18 protein-coding genes and 1 other RNA gene are annotated in these 24,174 nt (G+C 54.5%); 2 read left to right on the top strand and 17 right to left on the bottom strand.

Translation table 11 applies throughout. The features are described from left to right. Positions 1-19: 19 nt before the first annotated feature. The 4 genes from hsdR to HX855_RS23385 all read right to left on the bottom strand — a co-directional run bounded on the left by hsdR (position 20) and on the right by HX855_RS23385 (position 7,610). Positions 20-2,386: an EcoAI/FtnUII family type I restriction enzme subunit R gene (gene hsdR, locus HX855_RS23400; protein ID WP_177089491.1), complete on the bottom strand. Its 2,367-nt coding sequence runs from the start codon at positions 2,384-2,386 to the stop codon at positions 20-22. A gap of 240 nt (positions 2,387-2,626) precedes the next feature. Further along, entirely contained in the window at positions 2,627-2,914 is a 288-nt protein-coding gene (locus HX855_RS23395) for a DUF6124 family protein (protein ID WP_177089490.1), read from the bottom strand. A 915-nt stretch (positions 2,915-3,829) separates the two neighbouring features. Then, entirely contained in the window at positions 3,830-6,775 is a 2,946-nt protein-coding gene (locus HX855_RS23390) for a DEAD/DEAH box helicase (RefSeq protein WP_256353084.1), read from the bottom strand. 40 nt (positions 6,776-6,815) lie between these two features. After that, on the bottom strand, positions 6,816-7,610 hold the full coding sequence (locus HX855_RS23385) for a Hachiman antiphage defense system protein HamA (RefSeq protein WP_177089488.1): 795 nt from the start codon (positions 7,608-7,610) through the stop codon (positions 6,816-6,818). A gap of 755 nt (positions 7,611-8,365) precedes the next feature. On the opposite strand from HX855_RS23385, the gene HX855_RS23380 reads away from it, so the two are divergent. Together HX855_RS23380 and HX855_RS33465 are read left to right on the top strand one after the other, a co-directional pair. Continuing rightward, on the top strand, positions 8,366-10,207 hold the full coding sequence (locus tag HX855_RS23380; protein ID WP_177089487.1) for an RNA-directed DNA polymerase: 1,842 nt from the start codon (positions 8,366-8,368) through the stop codon (positions 10,205-10,207). Further along, on the top strand, positions 10,200-11,750 hold the full coding sequence (locus HX855_RS33465) for a DNA polymerase (protein WP_256353083.1): 1,551 nt from the start codon (positions 10,200-10,202) through the stop codon (positions 11,748-11,750). The genes HX855_RS23380 and HX855_RS33465 overlap by 8 nt, the downstream gene beginning before the upstream one ends. A gap of 847 nt (positions 11,751-12,597) precedes the next feature. Here the strand turns inward: HX855_RS33465 and HX855_RS23370 are convergent. The 13 genes from HX855_RS23370 to HX855_RS23310 form a co-directional block, all read right to left on the bottom strand. Then, complete coding sequence (locus tag HX855_RS23370; RefSeq protein WP_177089486.1) at positions 12,598-13,293, bottom strand: hypothetical protein; 696 nt, start codon at positions 13,291-13,293, stop codon at positions 12,598-12,600. A 20-nt stretch (positions 13,294-13,313) separates the two neighbouring features. Continuing rightward, positions 13,314-14,672, bottom strand: a complete 1,359-nt coding sequence (locus HX855_RS23365; RefSeq protein ID WP_177089485.1) for a site-specific integrase — start codon at positions 14,670-14,672, stop codon at positions 13,314-13,316. A 156-nt stretch (positions 14,673-14,828) separates the two neighbouring features. Continuing rightward, positions 14,829-15,119 carry a hypothetical protein gene (locus HX855_RS23360; protein ID WP_169864185.1) on the bottom strand — a complete coding sequence of 97 codons (291 nt, stop codon included), beginning with the start codon at positions 15,117-15,119 and terminating at the stop codon, positions 14,829-14,831. After that, positions 15,119-16,399: an AAA family ATPase gene (locus tag HX855_RS23355; RefSeq protein ID WP_177089484.1), complete on the bottom strand. Its 1,281-nt coding sequence runs from the start codon at positions 16,397-16,399 to the stop codon at positions 15,119-15,121. Before HX855_RS23355 ends, HX855_RS23360 begins: the two co-directional genes overlap by 1 nt. Then, a complete protein-coding gene (locus HX855_RS23350; RefSeq protein ID WP_177089483.1) occupies positions 16,396-16,806 on the bottom strand; it encodes a virulence-associated protein E in 411 nt (136 codons plus the stop codon). The genes HX855_RS23355 and HX855_RS23350 overlap by 4 nt, the downstream gene beginning before the upstream one ends. Positions 16,807-16,808: 2 nt before the next feature. Further along, complete coding sequence (locus tag HX855_RS23345) at positions 16,809-17,099, bottom strand: hypothetical protein (RefSeq protein ID WP_169864179.1); 291 nt, start codon at positions 17,097-17,099, stop codon at positions 16,809-16,811. Further along, positions 17,096-17,278, bottom strand: a complete 183-nt coding sequence (locus HX855_RS23340; RefSeq protein WP_080520221.1) for a hypothetical protein — start codon at positions 17,276-17,278, stop codon at positions 17,096-17,098. The genes HX855_RS23345 and HX855_RS23340 overlap by 4 nt, the downstream gene beginning before the upstream one ends. Before the next feature lie 377 nt (positions 17,279-17,655). Continuing rightward, positions 17,656-17,910 (bottom strand): AlpA family transcriptional regulator, encoded by a 255-nt coding sequence (locus tag HX855_RS23335; RefSeq protein WP_177089482.1) that lies wholly within the window; start codon positions 17,908-17,910, stop codon positions 17,656-17,658. Positions 17,911-18,022: 112 nt separating this feature from the next. After that, positions 18,023-18,892 carry a hypothetical protein gene (locus HX855_RS23330; protein WP_177089481.1) on the bottom strand — a complete coding sequence of 290 codons (870 nt, stop codon included), beginning with the start codon at positions 18,890-18,892 and terminating at the stop codon, positions 18,023-18,025. Between the two features lie 64 nt (positions 18,893-18,956). Then, a complete protein-coding gene (locus tag HX855_RS23325; protein WP_177089480.1) occupies positions 18,957-20,198 on the bottom strand; it encodes a tyrosine-type recombinase/integrase in 1,242 nt (413 codons plus the stop codon). A 165-nt stretch (positions 20,199-20,363) separates the two neighbouring features. Beyond that, positions 20,364-20,761: a transfer-messenger RNA gene (gene ssrA, locus HX855_RS23320) on the bottom strand. A gap of 103 nt (positions 20,762-20,864) precedes the next feature. Then, positions 20,865-21,149 carry a hypothetical protein gene (locus HX855_RS23315; RefSeq protein WP_177089479.1) on the bottom strand — a complete coding sequence of 95 codons (285 nt, stop codon included), beginning with the start codon at positions 21,147-21,149 and terminating at the stop codon, positions 20,865-20,867. A 186-nt stretch (positions 21,150-21,335) separates the two neighbouring features. Then, a complete protein-coding gene (locus HX855_RS23310) occupies positions 21,336-24,146 on the bottom strand; it encodes an FAD-binding and (Fe-S)-binding domain-containing protein (protein WP_177089478.1) in 2,811 nt (936 codons plus the stop codon). Positions 24,147-24,174: the final 28 nt, after the last annotated feature.

The following is a 24,174-nucleotide window of genomic DNA, read 5'->3' as shown; positions in this document are numbered from 1 at the left end:
ATCCTTGGGGCGATGTGGGCTAACTGGCGTAAAGCTCGTCTTCCAGCTCATGGATGGCCTTGTTGTAGCCGGCCTTGCCGCCAAAGGCCTTGACCAACTCGATGGGCACACCGATCTGGCTAAACGGTTCAAGCTGCAGGATTTTGATGTCCTCAATATGCTCGATGCCGGTATCGGCGTATTTATCCAGCAACGCCTCCAGCACTTGGCGGGCTGCGCCGGAATACTTGGCAAAGTAGTTACGTTTTTTCACCTGCTCGGCTCGCTCACGCCGTGATAGGGCAGGCTGATCGAAGGCGACGTGGCAGATCAGGTCGAACGGGTCGAGCGGCTTGCCCTGTTTCTTTTCAACCTCTTCGGCCAAGGCTTCCCACATCACGCCCTGGACGGCCATCTCTTCGATGATGACTTTCTTTTGCTCGGAATCACTCCAGCGCCGGAGGAAATCATCCAGCGAGGCGAACTGCTTTTGCACACAGGCGCGGGTGTAGTCGTGCAGCGATTCGGTGATCAGTCGGCCATCCGGGCCGTAGTACTGCACACGCTCAGCGATGACGTAAATCGGAATGTTGTCGATGACGTACTTGATGCGCTTCTTGCCCTCATCTTCGCCGGTGAATTCCAGGTCATCGCTGTCGGTATCGTTGCCTGCGCTGATGCCGTCTTCATCGGCAAGCGGATCATCCGGCGGTACAGGGGAGTCATCACCTTCGGGGGCGTAGATCACCACCGGGTCGCCGTCGAAGGCCGGGTCAGCAAACAGCTCGGTGGCCTTTTTGAAGTCCATGATGGTGAACCAATACTTGCTAAAATCCTCGTTGATGCGAGTGCCGCGACCGATGATTTGCTTGAACTCGGTCATCGATTTGATGTGCTGGTCGAGCACGATCAGCTTGCAGGTCTGAGCATCGACGCCGGTGGTCATCAGCTTGCTGGTGGTGGCAATCACCGGGTAGCGCTCTTCCGGGTTGATGAAGTTATCCAGCTCGGCCTTGCCTTCCTGATCATCGCCGGTGATACGCATGACGTATTTGCGATTCTCGGCCACACGCTCGGGGTTGAGGTTGACCAGAGCCTGGCGCATGCGCTCGGCGTGGTTGATGTCGTCGCAGAAGATGATGGTTTTCTGAAACGGATCGGTGGCCTTGAGGAGTTCGGTGACCTTCTGCGCCACCAGTTGGGTGCGCGCCTCGATCACCAGGGTGCGATCCATATCCTTGAGGTTGTAGATGCGGTCTTCGATCAGCTCGCCATTCTTATCGAGCATGCCTTTGGGTGGCCGCCAGCCTTGCAGGTCTTTATCGAAGTCGATGCGCACCACTTTGTAGGGGGCGAGAAAGCCGTCTTCGATGCCTTGCTTCAAGGTGTAGCTGTAAATCGGTTCACCGAAGTAAGTGATGCTGGATACTTCTTTGGTTTCCTTTGGTGTGGCAGTAAGGCCGACATGGGTGGCGCTGGAGAAGTATTCGAGGATTTCACGCCAGGCGGAATCCTCGGAGGCGCTGCCACGGTGGCATTCGTCGATCACGATCAGGTCGAAGAAGTCGCGGGAGAACTGCTTGTAGATGTTCATCTCTTCATCGGTGCCGGTGACGGCCTGATAGAGCGACAGGTAGATCTCGTAGGAGGTATCGATCTGACGTTTGGCGATCTTGGTCATCGCCTGGCCGAAGGGCTTGAAGTCGTTGTTTTTGGTCTGGTCGACCAGGATGTTGCGGTCAGCCAGGAACAGGATTCGTTTCTTCTGTTTCGATTTCCACAGCCGCCAGATGATTTGGAAGGCGGTGTAGGTCTTACCGGTGCCCGTGGCCATCACTAGTAAGATACGGTCTTGGCCACGCGCTACGGCTTCGACGGTGCGGTTGATGGCATTCATCTGGTAATAGCGCGGCATGCGCCCGGAGCCGTCGTCGTAGTAGGGAGCTTCGATCTTGTGTTGGGCTGTAGTATCCAGCCCCTTCCACTGGCAGTAGCGGTGCCATAGTTCGGCAGGGCTGGGGAATTGATCAAGGGTGAGTTCGGTTTCTAACTGGCTGCCTGTGCCACTGCGGTCGTGAAACAGGAAACCATCGCCATTGCTGGAGAACACGAACGGTACGTCCAGGGCCTCTGCATAGCCCAGGGCTTGCTGCATGCCGGAGCCAACGGAGTGCTTGTTGTCCTTCGCCTCGATTACAGCGATAGGTAGGTTGGCCTGATGGTAGAGGATGAAGTCTGCGCGGTGTGCTTCGCCGCGGCTGTGAAGTTTGCCTCGGACGATAATGCGGCCTTTGGTAAAGCTGACTTCCTCGCGCACCTGCTTGTGCATGTCCCATCCAGCTTGCTGAACGGCTGGGGCGATGTACTTGCTGCAGATGTCCCGCTCGGAAAGCGACTTTTTGTCCATAACCCCAATTCCCTTTCAAACCGGCCTGGTCGCTCCATTCCGGCACTGCTGATCATGCTCGATGGGCGTAAATGTACCTTGTTTGATGATGGCACGGGGGAAGATCAGATTATGGTGGCTCAAGCTGTAAGTAAGATAAGTCGGGGCCGTCGGAAAAAGGAGGCGGATTTATTCTCGAAGAAATGGCCGCCCACCTTTTTTGACTTTTTGGCGCGCTCCAGTTGGTCGCTATTTTTAGTGCTAGGAAGCTGTTCCTGCGGCAGCTTTTGAATCTGCTGTCGGCACAAGAATGTCCAGTGCACGCGTCACCAGCAACTCACTCAAGACACTCAATTGTTGTGTGGCCAGAAGCTTATGGCGAAACGCACCATCAAACTCGAAGGCCAGATCAGTAGTGAGCGCGTTCAGCGAAGCTAGAGTTTCGCAGGCTTGTACCAGCAGGGTTTCAGGGTCGATGTCTTGGGCGATACAGAAGATATCCGTGCCGGATTGGCCCGAGCATGGCGGATTGGGAGTGATCTTTTTCATGGTGACGCTCCTACACTGGTGACGGGAGCTGCCATCCCCTGCTGTCAAACAGGTGTGGGTGGCAGCTGTACGCGGGTTGACAGACCGGAAGTGTAGGAACCCGGCGCACCCGAAGATGCCCCACGCACAGCCGCCATGAACGAGGCGGAATGCGCGAAGCATGCCGACTTATCAAGGGGAGTGAAAGGTTACACTTTTCGGCCTGTCAAAGCCGGTCGCTGATGAGCAGCAACCAGGGAAGGCTAACTTCGTGGGGTGACTCGCGCCAGTTCACGCAGGGCGCGCCGTTTTGCAGGAAAAATCCGAAGGGTCATTCGGTGGCGTGTTTTCAGGGCTCCAGAAACAACAAAACCCGCACAAGGCGGGTTTTGGTGGTGATTCGTAATTTGGTGGGCCGGGGACGTTTGAACGTGATTGTAATGTTCAAGTAATCATTGAGGTTTAGGTGCTTCGAGGATTCAAGGCATACACACTGGCATACATGGTGCTCGTGCCTGTGAAGCTTCCGGCAGCAAAATGACTAGCTATGATTGTTCGTAGGGCCATAACCTAAAAATCATATTCATACGAATGGATTACGACTCGTTACACCAGCGGTTGGAATGCTCGTTAAGCAGTTGAACCGCTTTCAGAAGGTGTGCATCCGACTTAAACAGTCATTTGCGTTCGCGCCGACTTGCAGTTTTCAGTTAGTGGTGGCAGCCCTAATGGGATGTGTCAGCCAACGCAAAATGGCTGCCATCGGCCAGAAACGGACAGTGATCCCAGTAAATAATCTGTCCCCCTTTTCTGTACTGGAAACCTGAGCAACTATCCTCCTCCAGGATGCACAGACCCCGCCTGAATAGCTCTTTTTGGTCTTGTCACTGAGCCCACAATCTTGCAAAGCCGTTACCAATACGCATCAGTGTCGGTCTAGCCCACCCTGCCAAGATCCTTCAGGGTGTTGGAGTAGACGAATTCACCTAGCGCGTTACGCCAGCCATCTGGATAACTCTCAAGTGACCGTAGCGCCACAGCCTTGGCAGTCGCGGGTTGGACAGCAGGGGTTAAAGCTTGTATCGCATTACCCAGTGCGACGTACGCTTTTCGATGCCGTACCCCACCATTAGCAAGCAGGACTCCGAAACGTGAGGGCGCACCAAACTTGAGATACTCGACGAATGCAGCTACCCCTTCGTTCACCGCAATCCCACGTTCGAGCAATAGTCGGGCAAGAAGCGAAACGCCTTGTTCGACTAGTGTTTGCAACGAATACGTGATCGCGCGCGTGTGTATCCCAAGGATCTCGTCAACTTCCATCCGCGTTGATTGGGCGATCTCGGCGTACGTTGTACCACGTACCCACTGCCGAATGATCCCGAAGAACTTGGGTTTGACTGTTTCAAGATCCTGATCATTGTCCAGCCTGAATGCCACACGCACATCTGACTTGAGCTCTGTATCCTGCCACGCCCATTCCAGCATCGCTGAAAGGAGATCGTCCGAAGCAGGGTCTATTGGGCTCGCCCAATCTGCCCTGCTCGGCAACAGAACCTGTTCGACGAAATCCAGAAGGCGCACCTTGGCTCCAGTATCTTGAAGCCAAGCGATCTTGCCATCTGCCCTGAGCGCAATCAGACGCCGGGCGCGCAACTCAAAGACCGTACGAAGCGTGACGGCGGAACCAGCTGGAAGCTGGTAGGCAGCAAACGTATGGTCAGATAGGTCGGTAGCCAACCTTATAAACTCAGCGTCCCCGATCTCTTCCGCGATCAGCTCAATGAGCGTTGCATCCACGCCATCGATGAGCGGATGACTGTCAGGCTGGCGTTCCAAAAACTGATTGTCGAGCGCGATACTGTGGGTTCTCAGGAAGTGCTCAAGCTCTCCAATCAAGGTGCGCAATGAGCCCTTGACGGGCTCTCCTGCCCCCGCAGTAGCGACGGGGAGAACCAACCGCCACTGATCAGGATTCGCACAGATCACCAACCCTCTGGTATTGGCGCCGGCACGACCGGCTCGACCAACCAGGTTCTTGATGTCACGGGCGAGCATGTTCTCGGGTCGCCCGCTGCCAATGCGGCGCTGCACCGAATACAGAACGAGCGAGCGGATCGGTAGGTTTACCCCTTCCGCGAGCGTACTGGTACAGATGACCAGTTGGACTCGCCGATCCCGCAGGAGCTCCTCCAAAACCTCTCGAGTCTCCTGAGGGATGTCACCGTGGTGCAGCACAGCACCATTGCTCAGCGACCTCGTACCTATCCAATCTGCACCAAATTCAGTTTCGAGGTAGTCGACGCGCGTGCGCAGCGCTTCAAGATCTGCATGATCAATGGGCTTGGGTAAAAGTAATGGACACTCCAACTGCTTGATGAGCTCTTCCGCCAAACCGATCGCCCCCTGATCACCGCGCTTGTTTGCGGCGAATATCGCCGTGGTTCCCATCGACAAGACTTTCCGGGCGGCGGCGACAGCCAGAGTCTTGGTTGATGAGAAGCCATAGGTCTTCGTGCGCCCCGTGCGTGCGTTCACGTACTGGAAGGTGTTCCGATCCAAGAAGCCATGGATCGAGTACTGCCGTTGCTGAGCATGGGGGTGCATATCTAGACGAACGGACTTGCCCACTCCACTACCATCGGATCGAAGGACGGAAAATTCGGCGATCGCCGGTCGATAGGTGCTTCTGATGACGGTGTCCTCATCGCCTCCAAGCCATGCGTTGATTTCTTCGATGTTCGGGATGATGGCCGACATGAAAACGAAGCGGATCGGATTGACTTGGCGGGCCTTCATCCGCGCCAGTAATAGCTCCAGACCAACACCCCTGCCGGAGCTATCGAGCAAATGCCCTTCATCGCAAATGACCAGCGATATCCGCTGGGCGAACGCTGGGTCAGCACTGAGAATTCCGGACAGCGACTCAGGGGTCGCGATAAGCGCGTTTATGTGATCGAGCCCATGCACCTCGTCTCCCGACGGAATCGTCCCGCCATACGCGCAGCGCGCCGCGATCCCCAGGCTGTTTAGCTGACGTACCAGAGAATGGCGAAGCTCCGAAGCCAGCGACCGGTACGGCACGATCATGATCGCGACGTGGGTCGGGTTACGCTTCAGGTGCCAGTACAGCAAGGTCTCGCAGAGCGTGGTTTTGCCGGCCCCCGTAGGCATCTGCAAGGAATAGCTTTCGGCGTTGCCGAGCAATCCCCTTTCAATCGCCTGTATCTGGGAGGGGAAGAACTCCCAGGTCGATGGTTTGCGTTCGATGAAAGAGTTGATTAGAGGCGTCCAAAAAGTATTCGCTCCATCTGGCAGCACAGCCCGAATATTCGATGCCTCGAAACGAGCCAGCAGTCGACTGAGCAAGACCGCTGCAACCCACGTATGCGGCCCATCCGCTAATGCGCTTTGTGCCTCAGTGGCGCTCGCCTCTACGTTGTCGCTAAGACCGAATAGGTCGCCGCTGCGCAGATGCTCCCGGACCTCGATGGCAGTCTGAGATCCTAGGTTGCTCGGGCGGGCCAGGAAGTCATAGCACGCCGCCCATGGGCTTTGTGGATCAGTCGGCCGAGTCGACTGACGCATGGCCAGGCAGGCCGACGCTGGAAAGTCGCCAAAGTAGAACGCTGCTGCGGCAAACAGCGCAGCTTCATCCTTCGAGATACCCAACGCTTCAACCTGCTCAGCCGGAGTCTCTGTCGAAAATTGGAGGAAGGCATTGCCCAGCTGTGCCCAGTCGTCGCTTGGGGTATTCGTGGAGTGAATTCCGTCGAACAGCTCTCCCACGAGCGAGATGTAATAGTCGGCAAGGCGATTCCCGATCTGAGCAAGCTCAATGGGTAATGCAGCTACGGAAAACTGACCCAGGTGCCGGGCCATGTCTGCATCGTTAATCCAAGTCTGGAGGGAGGCTCTCATATCAAAGCACCGAAGCCCGCGCAGCTGCAAAAGCTGCGTTGTAGGTGGTGTGCAGATTCGGCACTGAGATCACCACGAGTGTGTACTCGTCACTGGCCGTGGCGGGCGCATTGTTCAGCTCAGCAGTGACAAAGTTCTCACAGATAACGGCAACGGCCCTGTATCGCAGGGCCGCTGGCGGATAATCAACCGCGTTGATAAACCGGTTGAGAAGCGGAATGTCGACGTCACCGAGATCCTCAGTGATGGCGCGCTCACGTAGCCACACCAGTGTGCTCGCGAGCCGGCTGGTGCGATCTTTTGCGCAGTCTGTGATAGCAGAGCCGATTGGGTCTGATGGAGCGCCGGTGGATTTGACCTTTACCTCAGCACAAAGCACTTGGTCATCAGCACTGGCAGCTGGGCGATGGGGCATGATGAAGTGAACGACATCCGACTTGGGGGCCGGTTTGGTTCTGTCCTGCTTGAGCCGCCATTTCTTCGGGCCTATGGCGGCACCCGGATACTCCTTGGCGGACTGGTAAAAATAACCGAGCACCTCGCCAAAATCTCCCGCCATGGTTGCGCCGGCATCCGGAAGCTTGCTCGCCAGAACATCCGAAAGAGTGAGCCCATGGCGATCCGCCGCAGCGTGAAGAACATCATCGGTGATGTAACAGCGACGCAATGGCTCGGCGATGGCCGCCTCCAAAAGCGCCACCTGCTGGGTAGTCATCCTGACCAGCACGTACGGCTGCTCCTGCTCGTGCGGGAACCACTGAACAGCGTTAATGAAGTCGAAACCAAGATCATCCATGAGTGCGGGTCATCCTAAGATAAGGGCTGGGAGCCAGCTCCGCGGTCAACCCAAGGCCGGGTAGCCGAGTAATGGTGGATAGCCACTACGGTACGCTAAAAAAAGGTACTGGTGTCAACTGGACCGCTGATAGCCCCCTTGTTTCCAGGCTCAATTGTATTTCCAGAGATGCAGCGCAATGTAGTTAACGCGAAGGGTTGCCGGGAACGCAGGTCGAGGCGTACATCAATCCCGTGAGGCTCCAGATCGGCTTGTATCGAAACGCGTCCATACCAACCTCATTGACAGCACCTGATCATCTCGGGGAGCGCAACGTGAAGCAGCGCTACGCAGAAAAGGGACAGAGTATGTATTGGGGATCGCTGTCCGCTTTGGGCGATTGCGGCCATAAGCGAGCGGCAGCCCCCGGCCAGTAGCTGACCTTCAAGGTGTGTACAAAATCAGTAGCGATTCAGGTCAGACGGTTATAGACGCCATCGCGTGCCACACTCCCGACGACATTGCCGGGTGTCACTACACCGGAGGAGCCACGTTTGGACAGAAAATTTTAGCCTCAATGCTTCTTCGTATTCCTGTGGCAATACGCCAGCGGACATGCTACCAAGTAGACTTCGCCGGAAGATTCGGATAAACGCGATCTCGCAGCATTTTCACGCATCGCCACAAGAATCAACGAGGTCTAATTTGTGGCGTGAATAAATAGCAATATAGATGGGTGATTTTGCTGCACTACCACAACTATCAAGGATTGAAGTATGGAAACAGAAATTGCTTCCGAAAAGAGCGGCGAGATCACAGCCCTCTGTGAAGGCGATCCACTTCATCTTACGTTAGACTTGTTGTTGTCAGAGATACAGAACAACAAAGCACTGCTTAAAGATAATATATTTCGGAAAAAACTAAGCATCTTATTCAAAGAGTCAACCTCCAAAAAGCTTGTAATCTTAGCCAATAAAGACTCCCTTGAGCTGCTGGCATTTCCCATTGACATCGATTCGGTATTACAACACTTAAACCAAGATATGCGCGACGACTGGTTTGTTGATGTACTCCAGCACCAGGACTTGTTTTCAAATAAACCGCAACTGCACGACACATTAAAGTCTCTCTTACTTGAGGAGAATGGGCGTTACTTAGGCAGTGAAAGACAGGCGTATGACATTCCTAAAAAGGGTCTAGGAGTTCGATATTCATTAGAGACGGACTTCTATGATCGTTTTATATATCAAGCAATATGCTCTTATTTGATACCGTTTTATGATCCGCTATTATCCCATCGTGTGCTGGGTCATCGGTATAACAAAAGGCGAGCCTCTGAGAAATATATATTCAAAAGTCGAATCGACTTATGGAAAACCTTCGAGGGCGTAACTAAAACAGCACTTTCTAACGACCAATCGTTGCTAGTCACCGACCTGATTAACTATTTTGAGAATATTTCCCTGGCGGCCATAAGTACAGCATTCGAAACGATGCTTGAACAAGTGAAAGCATCAGGGCCGGAAAAGACTTTAATTCGAAATGCAGTACATACTCTCTGTACTCTTCTGACAAGATGGGGGTACAACGAGAAGCATGGTCTCCCTCAAAATAGAGATGCCTCTTCTTTCATTGCCAACATAGTACTAAACTCAGTTGACCAGAACATGGTGGCTTTGGGATACGACTACTATCGGTATGTGGATGACATCAGGATAATTTGCTCTTCACCGCGAACAGCTAAAAAAGCACTTACAGATTTAATAAATCAGCTTCGGAAACTCGGAATGAATATTAACTCAGGAAAAACCGCGATCCTTACGAAGGATACTCCAGAATCCGAAATTGCCGAAAACTTCCCGACTACCGACGATAGAACACTTACAATCGACAGCATGTGGCGCTCCAGAAGCAGGAGAGTTATAGCTCGATCGGCAAAGTATATATATCAGTTGCTGAAAGACTGCATAGACAACAAGCAAACTCAGTCACGACAGTTTCGGTTTGCGGTAAATCGTCTAATTCAACTAAGCGAAGCAAAGCTCTTTGATGTCCATACGGAGATTTCAGATGATCTTAAACTGCTACTGATAGAAACTTTAGAAGACCACGCTGCCTCTACAGACCAATACTGCCGTCTTCTTTCAGCCCTAAACTTAACGGAAGATGATCTCGGTAAAATTACGCAATACTTGATGGATGATGAGAAGTCCATTCACTCCTGGCAAAATTTTCATCTTTGGTTATTGCTCGCAAAGAATCGCTACAAAAGTGAAGAAATTCTGCAGTACGCATCCGCGAAAATACAGGCGGACGTTCTTCAAGCAGAGGGAGCTGCGATCTTCATATACCTTCGCTGCGTTGATGAAAGCGCTGCATTAATTCCATTTATCCCGGAATTCAAAAGTACATGGCCTTTTTACCATCAAAGGAATTTTTTGCTTGCCACTAGCGAGTTTGGTAAAGAAGACTTACGCCCTTTAATATCAGAGTTGAAAACAAAAATAAAAGGTACCGCTGTTCGAGCAAGATCTCATTTCAAAGACGGACGCCCCCTTACAGAGCGCGAATCAAGAAGCCCGATGGAACTATACGAAGAGATAAGCCCATATGACTAAAAAGGCTCTCATCTTCATCAGGGACTACACGGACCAAGGAAAAGACAGATTTTTTCTTTGGTCTGAAAAAGTTCTAAAGGAGGCATCTGCTGACGATATTTCCTCTCAGACAGAAGAGCTGGTGTGCCATGATTACTGGCTTATAGCCCCAATACTTTTCAGGCTAAGTGGAAGGCTGCCAAAACTAATCATAGACGTCGAAGAGCTAAGAATTTCTATCTCCGGAAAGAGATCCGAGAGAGAAAAAAAAGAAAAGGTAGACATTACCAATTCGCTACAAAGCCTTATGCCTAAAGAGACCATACAAAAATATCTTGCGATATTTAACAGGAAAGAAGAAATCTGCGAAGAAACTCTTTCCGTGTTTGCCGATGCTCTCGTGTCGTACTCTAACCAAGTTGAAATTGAAGCAAAGCACGAGCAGGAATGGGACAGGCTAATCCAAATAGAACAGCCTGTCGCGCGCTACCTGATAGGTTCTGCTGCGACTGGAATAAATATAAACACGGAAGTGCTTAGAGGTCACAAGAATAAGATAGAATTCGATTTTTATATGGCCCTAAAGGAATTCTCGTCCAAGTACAGTGTTCCTCTAGAAGTCCCATCGGATGAAGATGTCGTAGAATACCTAGAGCCTCGCGGATTTGATTTTTCTGGCGTAAACGTAGATTACGTTCTTAATTTCGTCCCAATGCAGGACGAGTACGCTGACGACGTACTCAACCTAAGAAAAATTCAAAAATCCAGAATGGTATTGGCGGCAATACCGCTCAGCCAGAAAAAAATCTTCCCAATAGTAGATTCATTCGGTTCGATTACCTCGCGCATATACTTCAAAGACCCATCATTGCAAAATCTCGCTAAGCAGCACCGAGATATACTTATTCCAGATGAAGGGCAATTTTTCTCATACGTCGATTACGAGCAGTACGAGGCCGGAATAATGGCCGCACTTTCCGGCGATCCGTTACTTACGAGGTTCTATGCGGAAGGTGATCTCTATCAAATAGCGGCTGACTCTATTTTTCGTGATGTAACAAGGCGAAAAGAGGCCAAGCGACTATTCTTATCTTACGCGTATGGAATGAGGCACCGTGACTTAATTGATGCGGCGTACGGGTACGGCGCAGACAGACAAAATGCAAAAGTTTTTTTTAAGCAATTTGCCAGATTTGAGGATTGGAAAACTGGAGTTTATACCCGGTTTGAAATAGAGGGCAAAATTGGAACTGCTCTTGGCAACCACATTAAGCGAGAGCGAACGGGAGCTCTAAGTGAGAAGGAGAAAAGATCCTCAATCAGCCAGCAAGTCCAAGGAACCGCATCGCTTATATTTAAAAAAGCTTTAATTGCGATGAGCGGCGATCCACGAGTCGAGCTAAAAGTGCCAATGCATGATGCCGTGCTTTTTCAGCACCAAGAAGGTTTTGATCCTCAGGTCGTAGTCAATATTTTTTCAGAGGTTATGTCTAACCACTTTGAAAACAAGGTGACAGGAAAAGCATCGTTGGCGCCGTTTAGTCCACCTCTTGAAGCAGTCTAATTGCCGATGATTGTAAATAACTAAGCCTATGCTGGTCGCGAGTTTTTTGTGGTGCCAACAATCGACCGTTTCTCGTTACTAACGATGTGAATCGCGCCGAGTTTCTTAGGCACTTCTGGTGGTCCGCTCTTGGCCGAATACAGGTTACTGAGAACGACTGCTGTTTGCCCGTGTTCTGCCGTTCATCGCTACGGTGTGCATTAGCCTGTTTTAACAAAAGTTGTAGTCATCGTACTCTCTATACATGTGCTTTTTTGTTACGGCTTTGGGGTAATGGTGGGCGGCATCGCTTGGTCGGCCCTGGGCTGTTTTTGTTACCCGGTAGCAGTCGATTTTGTTACCCGTGCTGTTACTCGTTGCAGGTAAAATTGTATGCCCCGGGTAACAGAAATAGAGTCGCGACACGATCGAGTTAATAACCGGAGGGGCTGGCGGGCTGGGCCATTGAGCGATTATTGAGTGCGCCATTGCTCCCTTCACTGGAGACGAATATTTCTGTTACCCAAATTTCATATGCGTTAGCTGGAGGCGCAGCGCGGCGCGCAATGCCCACGCTGCAAGGAGGGCCAGGAGGGACCCAACATAGGGGGGAGGGGCATGGCCTTTGAAGGCTAGCGGGTGACGTGTCCGTTGCTACTGCAAAGGGTCTTACTGGAGACTGACGGGAGTGATGTCTACAGCGATGGCGCGGAATGAATCACTGTCGTGTGACTTCGTCACGGCAGCACTGCACGGATACACCGCCAAAGAGTGCTTATAACCAATGTGGTTTGTGTGCGTGTCGTTCGTATTAGCAACGCCGACCAAAGCTATCGCTCGGATCGGCGCTGAACTAGTGTGGTGCGGTTCACGGCCTGGAGATATTCAGCCCTACATTCCTTAGTTCGTCAGTGAGCGCCTGGGTTTCGGCATCGCCCAGCGTCTTGTCGTGCAGCCAGGGCACTGGCGCGTCGTATATTTCAATGCTGGAGGTGCTACGCCGGATCTTGTGGCTGTGCGGAATGGCAAAGTCCGCGACACGGATCTTCTTGATCATTTTGCTCGCTAGGTGCTCGCCAGCGCCAAGCGCCTGCATCGCACGGTCAGCTGCACAAGCATCGGCCAGTGGCGCGCCGATATCGCTTAGGACGCGTATGTAGCGGTTGATCGCGTCGTTGCGCAGTTGTTTCAGCCATTCGACTGTGAGGCCGCGTCGTTCTTGCTTGAGCTGTTCGACCTCTACCACGATGCCGTCCCGCTTCTCGACTAGCATGCCAATGGCGATGGTTGCCGCTTGGCCGTCCTCGATAGCTTGACGGCTAGCGCGCTCTAGTTCTTCCTCGCGAGCGTTCAGGTCCGTGACATCCGCCGTGGTCTTGCACACGAATGCCATAGCCCTACGCTCCGCACGCTCGCGGCTCAGTTCGTCCAGTTGGGTTGCGATGGTATCCGCTAACTGTGCGGCGGTCTCAGCACGCTGAATGTCACTGCTGATCTGCTCGATGATGGCAAAGCCTTCGGAGATGGCTTTGCTCAGGTCGCTGATCTTCTTGGGTGCTTTCATAGTTTGACCTCCAGGGTCAGTCATTGGTGTGTAGTTTTTTGCAATGGTGTGGACGTTTGGCATGTGTTATTTCCCCGGCCTTTGCCGATTAACCTCCTCCCTTGGGATGGATGCATAGAATCGCTAGAGGCCACGCCGTTAGAAGGCTGCGTAGGTGATGGCGCTCCCGTGTGTCCTGGATATGTCTCACTGTGCAAGGCAATGAAGCCATAACCATCAAGGTGCCGATGCCACGTCTCCAGGGCTTTGCGTTTCATGCCCTCGGCAGTGGTGTGGATGTAGGTCGCATCTAGGTCTTTCATAGCGTGGTTGAGCAGCATTTCACCCACCATGTAATCCACCCCCAGATCCGCCCACGCGGTGCGCGCCACCTTGCGCAGGTCGTGGCTCGACCATTCGCTCTTGGTCATCCCCTTGAACAAGGTGCTCGCCGTGGACGCGCTAATGGCCCTACCAGTGCGCCCAGGGAACAGGAATGGTCCCTGATACCCAGTGGTCTGTTGAGCGGCCCGGTAACGCTCGATCAGAGCGCAGGCTTGCTCCGTCAGTGGCAGCGTGTGCTCTGCCTTAGTCTTGGTGTCCTCTGCCGGGATGAACCATTGGCGGGTGGTGAGGTTGAGGTTCTTCCAGCGGGCTTGCCGGGTTTCCCCCAGTCGGGTGCCGTGACAGAGCATCATTAGCGCGAGCATGGATTCCAGTGGCGCACACTCGAAACGATCGGCCAGATCCAGCAGCAGGGCGGGCACGTCATCGCCGCGCAATCGGGCCGGCTTTGGTTTTATCCGGGTTCGCACAAAGTCGGTGTACTTGAGGTCAACCACAGGGTTCACGCCAAGCAGCGCCAGGCGAGTAGCTTGCCGAAAGGCGACGGCCAGCACGCCATAGACCGAGCGCACGAACGACAGCGCGAAACGCTCTTGCATCGGCCACATCAGCAGGCGGTCGAGGCTGGCCCGGTCGAGGCTGGCTAGCTCCAGTTTTTGCAGCCGTGGCACCAGGTGACAACGTAACGCGGACTGGGCGCTGGCCTTGCGCTTGGTAGACAAGCCACGGTCACGGCTCATGCGGTCGGCGTACCAGGTCAGCACATCACCCACCTTGGTCCAACTGGTAGTGGTCGAGGTGGCATCCGGGTCAATAGAGCGTCGTGCGAGGATGGCAGGCAAAGTGGTCTGCATCAGCTTGGCATTGATGCCGGGATAGTTTCCTGCCTTGCCCCACTTGCCGCGCACCACGACGTGCCAGGCGCCCTTAGTACGGTCGGTGGTTGAATAGCGGAAACGCAACTCGGGATAGCGGTGATCGCGCAACTGGCGCACAGGGCCAGCGGCTTGCTTGCGTATCTCGGCATCGGTGATGTTTACGTGCAGGGTGTTCATGATTCCAGTCTCTGAGGTTGCGTCTGCCATTGGCGGGAGTTAATGCGCTCAAATCTGAGCCCATCTCTGGTACCGATCCGGTAACGGTGCGAGCGTTAGTGGTCTTTCACCATTGGTGGATGGAGCAGATCCGCGCCATCCACCAATGGCGGGAACCTAGGCAAGGTCCGCGTCTGGCCAGCGCCACAGGGCTGTATTGAGGGCTTCCGCTCGGGTCATGGGCTCCCCAATCATCGTGCAGAGCGGTTTGCCATCGCGCATGACCCGCCAATGGCAGCGGCGCTCAATCCCGTCATTCGAGGCCAGCTCAGCCAGCAGTTCGAGCCGGTGGTTTTTGATGTAGGCGCGCACCTGGTCATTGAGCTTGCTTGCGGGCGAAACCCGAACACGCTTTCCGCTCAACTTCGCCGAAAACCCGAGATTGAGCAGGTAGGCGAGGGCGGCCATCAGACTTCCTCCGAATCGTCATCGGTGAAGTTCTGCGGAGGTGCCTTACTGATTAAGTTGTTCCAGTCGTGCCCTTTTTCTCCAGTCGGGCCCATGTCCAAGGGTGGGCACAACTGGCCGTCTGAGGGCACGACTGGAGGGAATGCCGCGAACTGACCTTTCGCTTGAGGGAGCGACCAGCTCACAATTGTGTCGCCGCCAAAGCCGGACCGTGCTGTCACTACTGAGAGTCGCTCACGGGCGTTGCGGATCTGCTTTTGCGTATAGCCGTTGCCGGTCATCAGTCTTTTGGCTTCTTTCCCGGTCAGGGGCCCCGCGCTCAGGATTCGTCGGAGTGCTTCGGCTGGATCATCAGCATCGTCCAGGCGATCTTCGTCGACCGACTCAACGTCACCCAGAATGTCCCGCGCCGATCCCTGTATCAGATCGCCCCACGCAACTTGCGTCGTTTCAATGCCTCCGTCGATGGTGCAGGGCTCGATGGTGTAGGACACGCCACCTTCGTCGGTGCCGATGTTGGACTTGGCCCGCGCCAACACCCTTGCATCAGAATCTTGCTGTTTGGCGGCGACCAGAACCGTTCGGGCCAGTGCCGAGAAGGCTTGCGAACCGATCACACGATCAGCCGGCGAGGATCCAGCGCCCCCCTTGGCAAAGTGGCTGATACCGACAACGGCGCAGAGATTGGCCTCAGCAAAGTCCACCACGCCTTGCAAGCCACGGCGAACGTCATTGGCCTTGTGCATGTCCCCTTTCACGGCACTGACCACTGGATCGAGCATCAGCAATGACACACCGCCCAAATCACGCACGGTGTCGCGCAGCAAACCAATATCGTTTGATGGGTCGAAGGGGTCAGCCTCGCCTTTAGCGTTGAGGCGCCCTTGAATAATGTGTACCCGGTTCACGTCAGCGCCAGCCGCGATCAGGCGCGGCACCAGCGTGTCTGCCGGGTCGTCTTCGCTCGACCAAATCAGAACATTGCCGCGCTCTTGGCAAAGCTCACCGTCTGGCCAGCGTCCGCCTGTGGTGATGGTCGCGATCAAGCTAATCAGCAGGGTAGTTTTCCCGGTACCGCCAGCACCCGCGAGTATGTGCAACTTGCCTTTGGCCAACCAGCCAGGCCACAGCCAGCGAATGGCCACCGGTTTGATATCGGCTGCGCTGACCGCGTTTACCTTCCAGACGGCGGGGACTGTTGGCAATACTTTGAGGTTTGCCCCTTTGAGCGGCTTGTTCAGCTCCTCCCATTGCTCGGCGAATCTATCCTTATTGTTCATTTAACCCCCAGACGCTGTTTGGCGAGGTTAAAACGCTGCAGATCGTCGCCGGACAACTTGCCGTTATCGAGCAGCGCCTTTCCGATCAGGTATACGGTGCGCTCATGTTCAATGGCCTGCTTACTTGGTCCGCGACGTGGCTGCTTTGTACCAGGGAATAGGTCGCGCAACTCCAGCCCCATTGCCGAAACAATCTCCTGAGCGGTACATCCGGCCCAGCACTTGAGCAAAAGAGTGCCGTCTGATGTTTCGGTTATTGCTAGGCTTGGGGATTTGTCGTCATGCGCAGGGCAGCACGCTTTCCATTTGTTAGTGCCGGAAGCTTTAACTTTGTCGAGACAACTAAGAACTTTATTCAGGCAAGCCGATCCCGCCAGCGCAACTTGGCGCTGATTTAGAGTGGTCATGTTTATTCCCCGGGAATGAAGTCGTTAGTTTTTTCTAATTTACCCAGCACGGAATAAAGCGCAGCTCTGGCGCTTTCAAGTGTATGACTCACCATAAAGGCGCTATTGCCTTCAAGTGGAATATCCCCAACAGCCGCCTCTGTGAGGACATCCATCACACTGCCGATTAGGTCCGAAGCTATATACAAAGCGTTTTCAGCATCAATGTCGGGGTTGACGCTAAATACTTGTTGTTTGTTGTGAGCGTGGGCCGGAGAAATAAAACAAACTTCGATAGTAGTCAGATGTTTCACTGTGCGCCTCCGGTCAACATGGCTTCAAAAAAGCGGGCACGGGTCATTTCGGCGTTGTAACGCTGATGGCGAACTTTGAGGCTGGATTTGCTCTTGAGTTGGGCGACAGCGCGAGCACGGTGACGCTCGACTTTGTTATGGACTTCGGACGGAGTAAGGCTGAAAAGACGGGTAAGCATGGGTGACGCTCCTTTTGCTGAGGAGCTGCCACATTCGTTACCAAGCGAATGGGTGGCAGCTGTACGCGGGTTGGTAAACCGGGGCAAAAGGAACCCGGCAGACCCGAGGGTCTCCCACGCACAGCCGCCATAAAACGGAAATGCGGACGTAAAAAAAGCGCCTGCAATCGTAATAGGGGCGCTGTTGCGCCTTTTGCTGATCGGGTTACCAAGCCCGGTCGCTGAATTTGCAGCGACCGCAAGACGATAACTGCGAAAGCTATCACTGGCAACCGATTTCGGCAGTCGTGCCCTTGTGCCCTCAGTAGTGCCCAGCCTGGGGCATGGGCACGACTGCACAAAAAGGGCACGACTGGAGCGGATAACGTTTGGGCCGCTCACTGTTGCACCTCCCCAGAGTGGTCGCCTTGGGCTTTGTCCCGAGCGGCAATCTTGGATTGCAGCCAGGCTTCAACTTCGGCCACGACGTAATAAACAGCCGATTGGCGGGAGTCACCGTCCTTGATGGGCTTGGGGAAGTTTAGGTCTTTCGTTTGGAGCTTGGCGAGGCCCGAGCGGGTCATTCCAAGCCATTGCCATAGCGCGGATTGTCGGATTAAGCCTTTGCTTAGTGCTGGTTGATTTAGATGCATTCATATGCCTCCATCCGGTTGAGGCCTGCTACGTTATGCACCCGGTCCGTCGGAGTCATTGCAATTGCAAAAGTATTTTGGTCGCCCGTGATGAGTGCGGTCAGGTCTCCTGCTACTCGTACCTTTTTTTCACAAAATCGCGCCAGCTACTGGCCGCTGCAAACGATTTCTTCAGGCTGTCCTCGCTCATTCCTCTATAGGTTTTCTCAGGCAGAATTTTTTGCAGTTCTTCTATCAGATGTTCATCGTTGCGTAGTTTTTTTCCAAGCTCGGCGCGCAGCTCATAGATCATTTCGTGCATCGCCGAAATAATTAGCCGCATACATGGCTTGTCTTCCCCTGGTGCTTCGCCGCTGGATGATGAATTAACTTGTTTGCGAGTTCTTCGATTTGGATTGAAGTGGTCTGGATCGTCAGTGAATGGGCTCATGCCCACTAACACCGTTTCATCTTCGACTCCGGGGAACTCATCGCAGTAACTATGAACGGCGCGCTGGTATTTTCCGGTTTCGATATATTGAATTACATTTTGTTTTGACTGGCGTATTTCTTGTAACGTGTAAAGTCTGACGAAGTGCTGATCTGTCAGATGCTCTGGCTGCCCATTAGAACGAACTGCCATAACTAGATAGTCAAAAGTTCTTAATGTTGGCAGCCTTTGCTGTCCGAGGACAGTCCATTCTGCCATTTTAAGTATTCCGCCCTCTCGAAGAGGAAACGGCAAAGCTTGAATTGGGGATTTGAAGCCATTATCCCAACCTCGCTTCATCTGCGGCTCGTCTTCGCAGTCTGGGAAGAAGAAATAAAATGATTTATCAAGGTAAGCGGTCTTATCTTTTGGATGAAATTTAATGTATGACGGGATGACGCCGCAATTGACAAGTTCTTGCATTAGTGAATCGCTAATTTCCTCGTTGATCTTACCTTTGGTAATTTCGGATAGTTTTTTAATGGCTAATTTTTCGCTTATATAGTCAGGCATGCTTTCATGGCTTCTAATATTTAACATTGCAAGATGAGGTGTCTAGTATTGGTATTACCTGGAGTTACTGCGTTTTTTTGAATTCCACAACGTTACCTGCTGCCAGCTTGTCAAGGTGGTCTGCATACCACTGCATCATGGTCGTCCGTTGCGCCAGGTACTGAGCTTTGTTGTACACGCCTGCAATGCCGTCTTTGACGTGTGATAGCTGAGCCTCAATGTGGTTCTCGTCGAAGCCGTGTTCGTTGAGGGTCGTGCTGGCGATATGGCGGAACCCGTGGCCGGTCTGCCGACCTTCATAACCGAGGCGACGCAGGGCCATCAGGAATACCGTATTGGAGCGTGGCTTGGTGGTGTCGCTACGGCCAGGGAATAACAGTAGGTACGCACCTGTGAGGTTTTGAAGATCGCGCAGCAGGTCGACGGCTTGGCGTGGTAAGGGAACTACATGCTCGCGACGACGCTTCATTCGTTCGGCGGGAACGGTCCACAGGCAACCATCTAGATCGAACTCGGACCAGCGGGCCTCACGTAACTCAGACGGTCGGCAGGCGAGCATAGACAGTAGGTGCAGACCGATACGAACGTCTGCCGCGCTCGGGTACGCTCTGATCGCTCGTAACAGAGGCGGCAGCTCGTCGGTTGAAACATGGGCATAGTTTTCTGCGGGTTTAGTCAGCAAAAATTTGTGCAGACCTTCAAGCGGATTGTGAGTGGCGCGCCCGGTAACGCGGGCCAGGTCGTAAATTTCCCGGCACATGCCACGTACCCGACTGGTCTGCTCGACAATGCCGGTCTGCTCCATACCGCGCAGGAGCTCCATCCACTCCATGGGCAGGACACCTTGATAGGGTCTCTTACCAAAGACTGGGAACACATGCAGTTCCAGAGCGCCGATGGTCCGGGTTGCAGTGCCTGCACTCCAGCCTTTGCGCTTGTTGGCGTACCACTCGCGAGCCAGATGTTCGAACGTGTTGTTGGCAGCCTCAAGTTCTGCGGCTTTTTTGGCTCGCTGAGTGGCAAGCATGCTGCCATCTTTTGCCGTGCCATTGCGCAACTCTGCCGCCTTTTGGCGTGCCTGCTCGCCGGTTAACTGGTGGCTACCTTTGCCGTAACCTCCCAAGCCTAGCCAAGACCATTTGCCATCGGCTTTTTTGTAGCGCAGCTCCCAGGACTTCTGCCCGGTGGGCTTAACGCGCAGATAAAGACCGGCACCATCTAGCTCCCGGTAGGTGCTGGCCTCTGGCTCAAGGCTGGCCAGAGTGGTATCAGCCATAGGACGGCGCTTTATCTCCGAACGCTTCATTTGTGTATGCCTTAGTTTCAATATTTAGGCGAGCATACAAGCAGGCATACACAGGGTGCAATGCTGTACGGGATCATTCATAAGCGTCCAGACACAAGAAAGCCCGCACGTGGCGGGCTTCTTGGGGTGTTTCCGATCATGTGGGAGCATGTGGAAACTAGTATTTGGTGGAGCCGGGGGGATTTGAACCCCCGTCCGCCAGTACTCCGCTGTCGGTACTACATGCGTAGCCGTTTCTATTAAGTTAACCCTCAGCGACCCGAAGGGCAGGGTGCTTTGGGCGAGTTGTGTAAGTTTTAGCCGATTCGTCCACAACGTACTGCACGGCGATTCTGTTCTATATGACAATCACTTTGGGTTTACAGACATCCCCTGGTGATTGCTGGACCCGAAGGTACCAGAAGCTCAGGATCTAAAGCTGCTTACGCAGCGAGAGAGAATTCCTGGCCGTAGGTTTCGTCATTGGCAACTATAAGAAGTTGCAACAGTGGATTTACGAGTTCTGTTACCAACTCGGCATGCACCTAAAGTTTCGCGACCGGCGTCGAATCCTAAACGGCCCCGTGCTTGTAACTCGTTGTTTCTTAGTGAGCGACAAGCCTGTGCAGTGTACGCCAATCGGTCACAGAAGGCCAACCCGAAGGTTGGCCTCCAACGGTGGGCGATTTACTGATTGCCGCCTTTGTCGATTTTCTGCAGGTCGTCAATCGCTTTGGAGGTGATCTCGATGCATTTCTTGTCATCGCCTGCCGCATGGGCCGCTTTGGCTTGGGAAACGGCGGTGTCGATTTCGCCGGCCTTGCCACTGGTGTCGGTGGCGAGCAACGCTTTCCCGTTGTTGATTCTGTCCAGATTGGATTGGCACAGGCTATCTGTTTTATCGGCTGCAAACACGGGTGACGCCAGCATCGCAGCGGTAATGAACAAACCAGCAAGAGCGGAACGCTTCATGGGTATCTCCTTGTGCAAATAGGGCTCGATGCTGCCGGTTTTCCGTGCAGCCAGCGAGGTCACTGAGGAGCCTCGTGTGTCGAGGCCTATGCAGATGACTACGCCGGCGCGCAGGGGTTCTGTTTTGTCGCTGGATTAGTCGAAAAACCCCGAAATCATTAGGTTTTGCACCCAAAGAGGGCGGCCCTAGTGGGGGCGCGCCTGGGTGACTCGATCCACCAGGTACACCAGGCCGTGGTAATCAATTCCACCGTGTTGTGTCAGGCCAATCTCACACGTACGGCTGGTGGAGATGCCCTCGCTGCAATGCTGCACGGCGTCCTTCAGGCTGCGCAGCGAGTGAGCATTCAACTCCGGTGTGGTGAAGCCCTTGTCCCCGGCAAAACCACAGCAGTGAATGCCTTCAGGGATCACCACGTTTTTACTGCAACGCCTGGCCAGGTCGATCAGCGCCTGGCTTTCTCCCAGGTGTTGGGTGCTGCAGGTGACGTGCACGGCGATCGGGGCTTCTTGCGGGGTGAAGTCGAGGCGATCCATCAGGTGCGTGCGGATAAAACGTACCGGGTCGTAGAGGTCGAGGCGGGTTTCGGCCAAGTCCTGGACCAGGCGCAGGGTGCACGGGCTGGTGTCGCAGTAGATCGGATCAAGGCCGCCACGGCTGGCGTGGAGCAAGGCGCCGATCAGTTCCTGGCGTTTGTGTTCGGCTTGTTCGGCGTAACCTTTGGACGCAAAAGGCTGGCCGCAGCAGAGGTTGTCCTGATTGTCGGGAAAGACTACCTGGTAACCGGCTTTTTCCAGCAGGCCGCGGGTTTTGTCGTACAGCGACATCTGTTCGTTATCACCGGCTGCCGGGCCCATCGCGCGTGATACGCAGGCGGCGAGGTACACCACCCGTGGTCGTTCATCGTTTAAGGCGGGGCTGAAGCGAATGGCCTTTTCCGGTTGCGGCATGGCATTCGTCCACTGGGGGATTTGCCCTTTGGACAGCCGGGTTACAGTGGCCGAGAGCTTCGCCAGTCGCGGAGCGCCCAGCAACAGGCGGGCGCCGTTGGCCACGTGCAGTGTGAAGCGCGCACCTTGCAGGGCGGTGGCGAAATGCGTCGACAGCCATTCGGCGGTTTTCGTACGGTCGGCATCGCGGCTTCGCAGCTTTTTCACCAGGTCGCCGGTATTGATTCCTACCGGGCAGCGTTGGGCGCAAAGCCCGGTGGCCGCGCAGGTGTCGATGCCTTGGTATTGGTAGGCCGCTTCCAGTTCAGTGGTGTCGATACCGGCGCGCTTTTTGGCCTGAATATCACGCCAGATCACAATGCGCTGGCGTGGGCTAAGGGTCAGCCCTTTCGACGGGCACACCGGCTCGCAGAAGCCGCACTCGATGCACTTATCCACAAGCTCGTCGGCGGCAGGCAGCGGCTTGAGGTGCTTGAGGTGGATTTGTGGGTCCTCGCTGAGCACCACGTCGGGGTTGAGAATGCCGTTGGGGTCGAGCAGGCGTTTGAGCTGCCACATCAACTGGTAGGCATCGCTGCCCCATTCCAGTTCGACGAAGGGCGCCATGTTGCGACCGGTGCCGTGTTCGGCCTTCAGCGAACCGCCAAACTCCACCGCCACCAATTGGGCGACGTCGTCCATGAACGCCTGGTAGCGTGCGACTTCTTGCGCGCTGTTGAAGCCTTGGGTGAACACGAAGTGCAGATTGCCTTCCAGGGCGTGCCCGAAAAGGATCGCTTCGTCGTAGTGATGTTTGTCGAACAACTCGATCAGGCGATTAACGCCGATGGCCAGTTGTTCTACCGGGAAGGTCACGTCTTCGATGATCACGGTGGTGCCGGTTTTACGCACGGCGCCCACGGCGGGGAAGGTGTCTTTGCGGATCGCCCACAGGCGGGCGTTTTCCACCGGGTCTTCGGTGAAGTCGACTTGTTTCTCCACCGGGAAATCGGCCAGGGACGCCATGATCAGCGCCAGTTGCTCATGCAGCAGCGAAGGCGAGGCCGCGCGGGATTCGATCAGCAGGGCGCAGGCGTTTTCCGACAGCTGTTGTACGAAAGCCGGCATGCCGGGTTTGTCCTGCACCGAGCGCATGCTGCGACGGTCCAGCAGCTCCACCGCCGAGACAGGTTGGGTTTTGAGTGCAGTCACTGCGTTGCAGCAGGTTTCTACATCGGGGAACACGATCAGCGCCGAGGCCTTGTTCGGGTGATCGATCACCGTGTCGTAGGTCACTGCGCTGATAAAGCCCAGGGTGCCTTCGGAGCCCACCAGCAGGTGGCTGAGGATATCCAGCGGCTCGTCGAAATCCACCAGGGCGTTGAGTGACAAGCCGGTGGTATTTTTCAGACGGTATTTGTGGCGGATCTTTGCAGCCAGTTCGGCATTGGCCCGCGTCTCGCGACCCAGTGTTGCCAGGCGTTCAAGCAGCTCGCCGTGACGCTGGCGAAAGGCCGAAACGCTGGCGGGGTCTTCTGTGTCCAGGCGGCTGCCATCGGCCAGTACCAGGCGAATCCCCGCCAGGGTGTGATAAGTGTTCTGTGCCGTGCCACAGCACATGCCGCTGGCATTGTTGGCGACGATGCCGCCAATCTTGCAGGCGTTGATCGATGCCGGGTCCGGCCCGATCTTGCGCCCGAACGGCGCCAGCCAGGCGTTGGCCTGGGCGCCGATCACGCCGGGCTGCAGGCGAATTTGTGTGCCCTGGCCGCGAATCTCGCGCCCGTTCCAATTGTCCCCCAGCACGATTAACACCGAGTCGCTGATGGCTTGCCCGGAAAGGCTGGTGCCCGCCGCACGAAAGGTCACGGGCACGCAGTCGCGCTGGGCCAGTTGCAGCAGGGCCACCACTTCATCTTCCGATTCAACGCGGACCACCAACTGTGGGATCAGTCGGTAAAAACTGGCGTCGGTGCCGAAGGCGAGGGTGGAAAGTGGGTCGTCAAAACGACGATCTTTCGGGATCAGTTGTGCGGCGTCGGTCAGAAAGGCAGCAGGCAGGCTCATCGGTCCTCCAGAAATAGCAGACGCCGGA

This window comes from Pseudomonas sp. IPO3778 (assembly GCF_013386825.1).
Classification (GTDB): domain Bacteria; phylum Pseudomonadota; class Gammaproteobacteria; order Pseudomonadales; family Pseudomonadaceae; genus Aquipseudomonas.
The sequence above is the reverse complement of the archived record's forward strand: the minus strand, read 5'-3'. Positions and strand labels throughout refer to the sequence as shown.